This window comes from Agrococcus sp. HG114, from assembly GCF_024723325.1.
Classification (GTDB): Bacteria; Actinomycetota; Actinomycetes; order Actinomycetales; family Microbacteriaceae; genus Agrococcus.
Genome location: NZ_JANQCH010000127.1, coordinates 1 through 6630, shown reverse-complemented (window position 1 = coordinate 6630; position 6630 = coordinate 1). Strand labels below are relative to the sequence as shown.

Below are 6630 nucleotides of genomic sequence, written 5' to 3'. Positions count from 1 at the left end.
GGCCACTCGGTGGGCCGAGCGCGGGCGAGGCGCGGCGCGAGCGCGTTCGCCGCGGCCACGGCGTCCTGGATCGCGAGGTTCACGCCCACGCCGCCCGCGGGGGACATCGCGTGCGCGGCGTCACCGATCGCGAGCAGCCCGTCGCGGTGCCAGCGCTCGAGGCGATCGATGCGCACGTCGAGCCGGCGCACGTCCTGCGGGCGCAGCGCCTCGAGCCGCTCGGCGAGCCCTGGCGCGAGCGCGCGCACGCGGCGGCGCATCGCCTCGAGCGAGCGCTCGCTGCCGTCCCACGCCCCCTTCCGCACGATGTGCGCGCACTGGTAGAAGTCGCCGCGCGGGATCGACAGCAGCGCGCCGTCGCCGGCCTGCATGAACGGGATCTCCTCGTCGGGCTCGCGCGGCACGCGGAACCAGAGCACGTCGATCGCGCTCGGCCCCCCGACCGGCTCGAGCCCCGCATCCGCCCGGAGCCGCGACTCGCGGCCGTCGGCGAGCACCGTGAGCCGGGCGCGCACCTCGAGGGGCCCGTCGGGCCCCTCGGCGCGGACGCCGACGATGCGCTCCCGGTCGCGCAGGAGCCCGGTCGCACCGGTGCGCATCCGGAGCTCGAAGCCGGGCAGCTCAGCGCCGGCCTCGGCGAGGAGGTCGAGGAACTCCCACTGCGGCATGAACGCGATCGCGCGGCGTCGCGTGGGCAGCCGGGTGAAGTCGGCGAGCACGAGGCGGATGCCCGAGAACAGCATCGTGATCCGCGGCACGTCGGCGTGCGGTCGCGCGAGGAACCGCTCGAGGAGGCCGAGCTCGTGGAGCAGCTCCTGCGTCGACGGGTGGATGGTGTCGCCGCGGAAGTCGCGCAGGAAGTCGCCGTGCTTCTCGAGCACGACCACGCGGACACCCCGGCGGGCGAGCAGCAGCCCGAGCATGAGCCCCGCAGGGCCGCCGCCCACGATCGCGCAGTCGGTCTCGACCGCCTCCACGCGCGCTTCACCGGCGCCGCTCACCGCATCCATGCCTCCATGGTGCGCCCCCGGGCCGCACGACGCGAGGGCGCCCCGCACGAGTGCTGCCGGGCGCGGCGCGGAGCCGTCAGGCGCGCTGCGCCGCGATGCGGCCGAGCACGCCGTTGATGAACGCGCCCGAGCGGTCGGTCGACAGCTCGTTCGCGAGGTGCACGGCCTCCGAGATGATGACGCTCACCGGCGCCGTCTCGTGCTCGAGCTCCCACGCGCCGACGCGCAGGATCGCGAGGTCGGTGCGCGGCATGCGGTCGATCGTCCAGTGCTCGCTCGACGACGCGATGAGCTCGTCGAGCGCCTCGGTCTCGTCGGCGACGCCCGCGACGATCTCGCGCGCGAACGCGAACCACGGGTGCCGCGCCCAGTCGAGGCGCGCGGCGGTGTCGCGCAGCACCGCCTCGGGCGCCTCGCCCCGCGCCTCGGCAGAGTAGAGCACCTCGACGGCGTGCTTGCGGGCCTTGCGGCGCGAGGGGTAGGTCGCCTGCTCGCTCACGTCAGTCGTTGACGCGGCCGAGGTAGCTGCCGTCGCGCGTGTCGACCTTGATGCGGGTGCCCTGCTCGACGAACAGCGGCACCTGGATCTCGGCACCGGTCTCGACGGTCGCGGGCTTCGTGCCCGCGCTCGAGCGGTCGCCCTGCAGGCCCGGCTCGGTGTAGGTGATCTCGAGCACGACCGACGCGGGCAGCTCGACCTGGAGCGCCTCGCCCTCGTGCATCGAGATGGTGGCGGTGCCGTTCTCGAGCAGGTACTTCGAGGCATCGCCGACGATGTCCGCCGGGATCGGCAGCTGCTCGTACGTGTCGTTGTCCATGAACACGAAGTCGGTGCCGTCGTTGTACAGGAACTGGTAGTCGCGGCGGTCGACGGTCGCGAACTCCACCTTGGTGCCGGCGTTGAAGGTCTTGTCGACGACCTTCTGGCTGCGCGCGTTGCGCAGCTTCGTGCGGACGAACGCGCCGCCCTTGCCGGGCTTGACGTGCTGGAACTCGATGACGCTCCAGAGCTGGCCGTCGAGGTTCAGCACCGCGCCGTTCTTGATGTCGTTCGTGGTTGCCATGCGGGTTCCGTTCCGTGGTGCGTCCGAGGGCCCGTGCGGGGCCGACGAACGAGTCTAGCGGCCGAGGATCGCCGTGGCCGCCAGGCGGTAGCCCTCGAGGCCGAAGCCGGCGATCACGCCGGTCGCGACACCCGAGATGACCGAGGTGTGGCGGAACTCCTCCCGCGCGTGCGGGTTCGAGATGTGCACCTCGACGAGCGGCGCGACGCCCTGCAGCTGCGCGCACGCGTCGCGGAGCGCGTACGAGTAGTGCGTGAACGCCGCCGGGTTCAGGATCACCGGCGTGCGCGCATCCACCGCCTCGTGGATCCAGCCGACGAGCTCCGCCTCGTCGTCCGTCTGCCGCACATCGGCCTGCACGGGCCGCTCGGGCGTTCCGGCGGCCTCGACGAGCGGCGCGACGTCGGCGAGCGTCGCGGTGCCGTACACGTCCGGCTCGCGGGTGCCGAGCCGACCGAGGTTCGGTCCGTTGAGGACGAGGATGCGCATGCCGCCAGTCTGGCAGGCCTACATCTCGCCTTCGAACAGCCCGATGCTGTTGCCGTCGGGATCCGTGAACACCGCCCACCAGCTCGTGGGGGTGATCGGCGCCTTCGGCAGCGTCACCGTGCCGCCGAGCTGCTCGACCTTCGCGAGCGCCTCGTCGATCGAGTCGACCTCGATCACCGAGCGGGGCTGCATGAACCCCTCCTCGCGGGCGGTGAGCGCGCCGCCGGAGACGCCGTTGGGCGCCTGCCACATGGGGTAGCCCTCGAACCCCTCCGACTCGGTGATCCGCCAGCCGAAGATCTGCGAGTAGAACTCGGTCGCCTTCGCCAGGTCGTCGACGGGGATCTCGACGTGGGTGATGTCGCCGTGTGCCATGGCAGCGAGTCTGCCTCGCACGGGCCCCGCCCCGCCAGCCCCGCGCGCGCCGCGCCCGCCGCGCCCCACCCGCTGAGCGGTCACTCCCAGCGCCGAGCGGTCACCCCCAGCACTGAGCGGTCACTCCCAGCACCGAGCGGTCACTCCCAGCACCCACCGAGCGGTCACTCCCAGCGCTGAGCGGTCAACTCAGCGCTGCGTGGTCACCGCTGCCGCGGCGCCGCTGCCGCCGGGGAGCGCTCGCACACCGCGCACTCCGCTCCTCCGGACTGACCGCTCACACACCCAAGTGACCACTCACGCGCCGAAGTGACCACTCACGCGAGGCGACCACTCACGCGCCGAACTGACCACTCAGGCGCCGAAGTGACCACTCAGGCGCCGAAGTGACCACTCAGGCGCCGAAGTGACCACTCACGCGCAGCGCCGCGCTCAGTCGGCGAGCGACTGGTAGGCCATGAAGAGGAGGCTCTCGTCGGGGCCCTCGAGGATGCGGGGCTTCGCGACGTCGTCGAGCACGACGAAGCGCAGCATCGAGCCGCGCGTCTTCTTGTCCTTGCGCATCGTGCCGAGCACCGTCTGCCAGCGGCCCACCGGGTACGTGAGCGGCAGCTCGAGGGAGCCGAGGATCGCGCGGTGCCGGTCGACCGCCGACTCCGGCAGCCGCCCCGCGAGGCGCGAGAGCTCGGCCGCGAACACCATGCCGATCGACACGGCCGCGCCGTGGCGCCAGCGGTAGCGCTCGGTGTGCTCGATCGCGTGGCCGAGCGTGTGGCCGTAGTTCAGGAACTCCCGCTCCCCCCGCTCGCGGAAGTCGTTCGCGACGACGCGCGCCTTCACCTCGATCGAGCGCGCCACGACCTCCTGGAACTCGGGCGTCGTCGGGTCGGTCGCCGCGTCGAGCGACGTCTCGAGCAGCTCGAGGATGCGCGGGTCGGCGATGAAGCCGGCCTTGACCACCTCGGCGAAGCCGGTGAGCAGCTCGTTGCGCGGCAGCGAGTCGACGAGCTCGAGGTCGGCGACCACGAGCGACGGGTGGTGGAACGCGCCCACGAGGTTCTTGCCCTGCTCGGTGTTGATGCCGGTCTTGCCCCCGACGGCGGCGTCGACGATCCCGAGGACGCTCGTCGGCGCCTGCAGCACGCGCACGCCGCGCAGCCACGTCGCGGCGACGAAGCCGGCGAGGTCGGTGACCGCTCCGCCGCCGAGGCCCAGCACCGCATCCGTCCTCGTGAACTCCGCCTGGCCCATGATCTGCCACAGGAACTGCGCGACCTCGATGCGCTTGGCCGCCTCGGCGTCGGGCACCTCGGCGAGCAGCACCTCGATGCCGAGCTCGGACTTGAGGTGATCGGCGATGCGGCTCATCGCGGGCTGGTGCACGACGAGCAGCCGCTCCGCGTCGCCGAGCGACTCGCGGATGCGGTCGACGAGGATGCCTCGGCCGACGTGGACGTCGTACGGCGCCTCGGTCTCGACGCGGATCGTGGTCATGGGATCTCCTTCGCGGATCACAGCTCGCGCTCGGCGAGCCAGGCCTCGAGCTGGTCGACCAGCCGAGCCATGGGGGTCCTGGACGTGTCGACGGTGACGTCGGCGAGCGCGCGGTAGAGCGGCTCGCGCTCGGCGGCGATGCGCCGCCACGCGTCGATGCCGTCGGCGACGAGCGGTCGGCCCCCGCCGCCGATGCGGCGCGCGGCGGCCTCCTCGTCGACGGTGACGAGCACGACGGTCGCGTGCTGCCGGAGCAGCTCGCTCGTCACGGGGTCGAGCACGGCGCCGCCGCCGAGCGCGACGACGGTGCCGGGCACGAGCGCCCGCTGCACCGCTGCCGCCTCCCACGCGCGGAACGCCGGCTCGCCGTGGGCGGCGAAGATCTCGGGGATGGCCCCGTGCTCGAGCACGATCAGCCGGTCGGTGTCGGCGAACGTGCGCCCGAGGCGAGCGGCGAGCTTCCGGCCGAGCGAGGTCTTGCCGGCGGCCATCGGCCCGATGAGCGCGACGGGCGGGCGATCGCTCGCCTCGTCGCCCGGCCGCGGCCCCTCGGGGCTCACGACAGGGTGCGCAGGCGCTCGGGGATCGCGGCGACGTAGGCGTCGAGGTTCCTGCGCGTCTCGGCGACCGAATCGCCGCCGAACTTCTCGACCATGGCGTCGGCGAGCACGAGCGCGACCATCGCCTCGGCGACGACGCCCGAGGCGGGCACGGCGCACACGTCGCTGCGCTGGTGGTGCGCCTGCGCGGCCTCACCCGTCGCGACGTCGATCGTGCGGAGCGCGCGCGGGACGGTCGCGATGGGCTTCATGCCGGCGCGCACCCGCAGCGGGTCGCCCGTCGACATCCCGCCCTCGACGCCGCCCGCGCGGCCGGTCTCCCGGCGCACGCCGTCCTCGCCCACGAGCAGCTCGTCGTGGGCGACGCTCCCCCGCCGGCGAGTGGTCTCGAAGCCGTCGCCGACCTCCACGCCCTTGATCGCCTGGATGCTCATGAGCGCCTGCGCGAGGCGGCCGTCGAGCCTGCGGTCCCAGTGCACGTACGAGCCGAGGCCCGGCGGCAGCCCGTACGCGAGCACCTCGACGATGCCGCCGAGCGTGTCGCCCGCGCGCCGGGCGTCCTCGACCTCCGCGAGCATCGCCTCGCTCGTGGCGGGGTCGTTGCAGCGCAGCGGATCGGCGTCCAGCCGGTCGACGTCGTCGGGCACCGGCAGCGCCGCGCCGTCGGGCACGCGGACGGGGCCGATCGAGAGCGTGTGGCTCACGAGGCGCACGCCGAGCTCGGCGAGGAACGCGCGCGCGACCGCGCCGAGCGCGACGCGGGCTGCCGTCTCGCGGGCGCTCGCCCGCTCGAGCACGGGCCGCGCCTCGTCGAAGCCGTGCTTCTGCATGCCGACGAGGTCGGCGTGGCCCGGGCGCGGTCGCGTGAGCTTCGCGGCGCGAGCGCCGGTGAGCTCGCCGTCGAGCGGGGCGGCGCCCATGACCTCGGTCCACTTCGGCCACTCGGTGTTGCCGATGCGCAGCGCGACGGGCCCGCCCTGGCTGAGGCCGTGCCGCACGCCGCCCGAGATCGACAGCTCGTCCTGCTCGAACTTCATCCTGGCGCCGCGGCCGGCGCCGAGCTTGCGGCGCTGCAGATCGGCCTGGATCGCCTCCGCCGTGATGGGCACGCCCGCGGGCAGGCCTTCGAGCAGGGCGATCAGTTCGGGGCCGTGGGATTCCCCGGCGGTGAGCCAGCGCAGCATGCTCACGATTCTTCCAGACCGGTCGATGCCGCCAGTGCCGCGCGCATCGCGCGGGCGACGCGCGCCTCGTCCGCGAGCGGCGCGTCGACGTCGCCGGAGCTGAAGATGCGCACCTGCAGCACGGCCTGGCCGAGCAGCATCTCTCGCCCGTCGATGAGCCGGTCGCGGGGCACCGAGGACCCGTAGCGGGATCCGCCGGCCCGCGCGTAGTCCGCGTCGAGCAGACGGGTCGGCGGATGGGCGAAGGCCGCGATCGCGTCGGCGGCGGCGGGGAGCGTGGAGACCGCGGCGTCGACGGCCGGCAGCTCCTGCTCGAGGCCCTGCAGCGCGACCGCGATGCCGAGGCGCGCGCCCAGCGCGACGAGCGGAGCCCCCTTCCCGGGATCGCGGAGCGCGACCGCGACCTCGCGCGCGCCGAGCTCGGCGAGCGCGACCATCGCCGAGTGCGCCGTCG

8 protein-coding genes and 1 pseudogene are annotated in these 6630 nt (G+C 73.8%); all 9 read right to left on the bottom strand.

Annotated features, from left to right (window positions below; translation table 11 throughout):
- A partial coding sequence (locus NWP09_RS10840) for an FAD-dependent monooxygenase (protein ID WP_258275526.1) occupies positions 1 to 1010 on the bottom strand: 1010 nt, incomplete at its 3' end.
- A gap of 76 nt (positions 1011 to 1086) precedes the next feature.
- A complete protein-coding gene (gene nusB / locus NWP09_RS10835) occupies positions 1087 to 1509 on the bottom strand; it encodes a transcription antitermination factor NusB (RefSeq protein ID WP_258275525.1) in 423 nt (140 codons plus the stop codon).
- Between the two features lies 1 nt (position 1510).
- The gene (gene efp, locus NWP09_RS10830; RefSeq protein ID WP_258275524.1) at positions 1511 to 2074 is read right to left on the bottom strand and encodes an elongation factor P; all 564 of its coding nucleotides are present in this window, start codon (positions 2072 to 2074) and stop codon (positions 1511 to 1513) included.
- A gap of 54 nt (positions 2075 to 2128) precedes the next feature.
- Positions 2129 to 2563, bottom strand: coding sequence for a type II 3-dehydroquinate dehydratase (aroQ, locus tag NWP09_RS10825; protein WP_258275523.1), 435 nt, complete (start codon positions 2561 to 2563; stop codon positions 2129 to 2131).
- 18 nt (positions 2564 to 2581) lie between these two features.
- Positions 2582 to 2938 (bottom strand): VOC family protein, encoded by a 357-nt coding sequence (locus tag NWP09_RS10820; protein WP_258275522.1) that lies wholly within the window; start codon positions 2936 to 2938, stop codon positions 2582 to 2584.
- A 432-nt stretch (positions 2939 to 3370) separates the two neighbouring features.
- On the bottom strand, positions 3371 to 4432 hold the full coding sequence (aroB, locus tag NWP09_RS10815; RefSeq protein WP_258275521.1) for a 3-dehydroquinate synthase: 1062 nt from the start codon (positions 4430 to 4432) through the stop codon (positions 3371 to 3373).
- 17 nt (positions 4433 to 4449) lie between these two features.
- Positions 4450 to 4992 carry a shikimate kinase gene (locus NWP09_RS10810; RefSeq protein WP_309137115.1) on the bottom strand — a complete coding sequence of 181 codons (543 nt, stop codon included), beginning with the start codon at positions 4990 to 4992 and terminating at the stop codon, positions 4450 to 4452.
- Positions 4989 to 6176, bottom strand: coding sequence for a chorismate synthase (aroC, locus tag NWP09_RS10805; RefSeq protein WP_258275520.1), 1188 nt, complete (start codon positions 6174 to 6176; stop codon positions 4989 to 4991). The genes NWP09_RS10810 and aroC overlap by 4 nt, the downstream gene beginning before the upstream one ends.
- 2 nt (positions 6177 to 6178) lie before the next feature.
- Positions 6179 to 6630: pseudogene (locus tag NWP09_RS10800) on the bottom strand (shikimate dehydrogenase); the annotation flags it as partial.

What these genes read in the sequence shown, in the direction of transcription:
- efp (WP_258275524.1), bottom strand. Translation starts at nt 2,074, where the DNA reads ATGGCAACCACGAACGACATCAAGAACGGCGCGGTGCTGAACCTCGAC.
- aroQ (WP_258275523.1), bottom strand. Translation starts at nt 2,563, where the DNA reads ATGCGCATCCTCGTCCTCAACGGACCGAACCTCGGTCGGCTCGGCACC.
- NWP09_RS10820 (WP_258275522.1), bottom strand. Translation starts at nt 2,938, where the DNA reads ATGGCACACGGCGACATCACCCACGTCGAGATCCCCGTCGACGACCTG.
- aroB (WP_258275521.1), bottom strand. Translation starts at nt 4,432, where the DNA reads ATGACCACGATCCGCGTCGAGACCGAGGCGCCGTACGACGTCCACGTC.
- aroC (WP_258275520.1), bottom strand. Translation starts at nt 6,176, where the DNA reads ATGCTGCGCTGGCTCACCGCCGGGGAATCCCACGGCCCCGAACTGATC.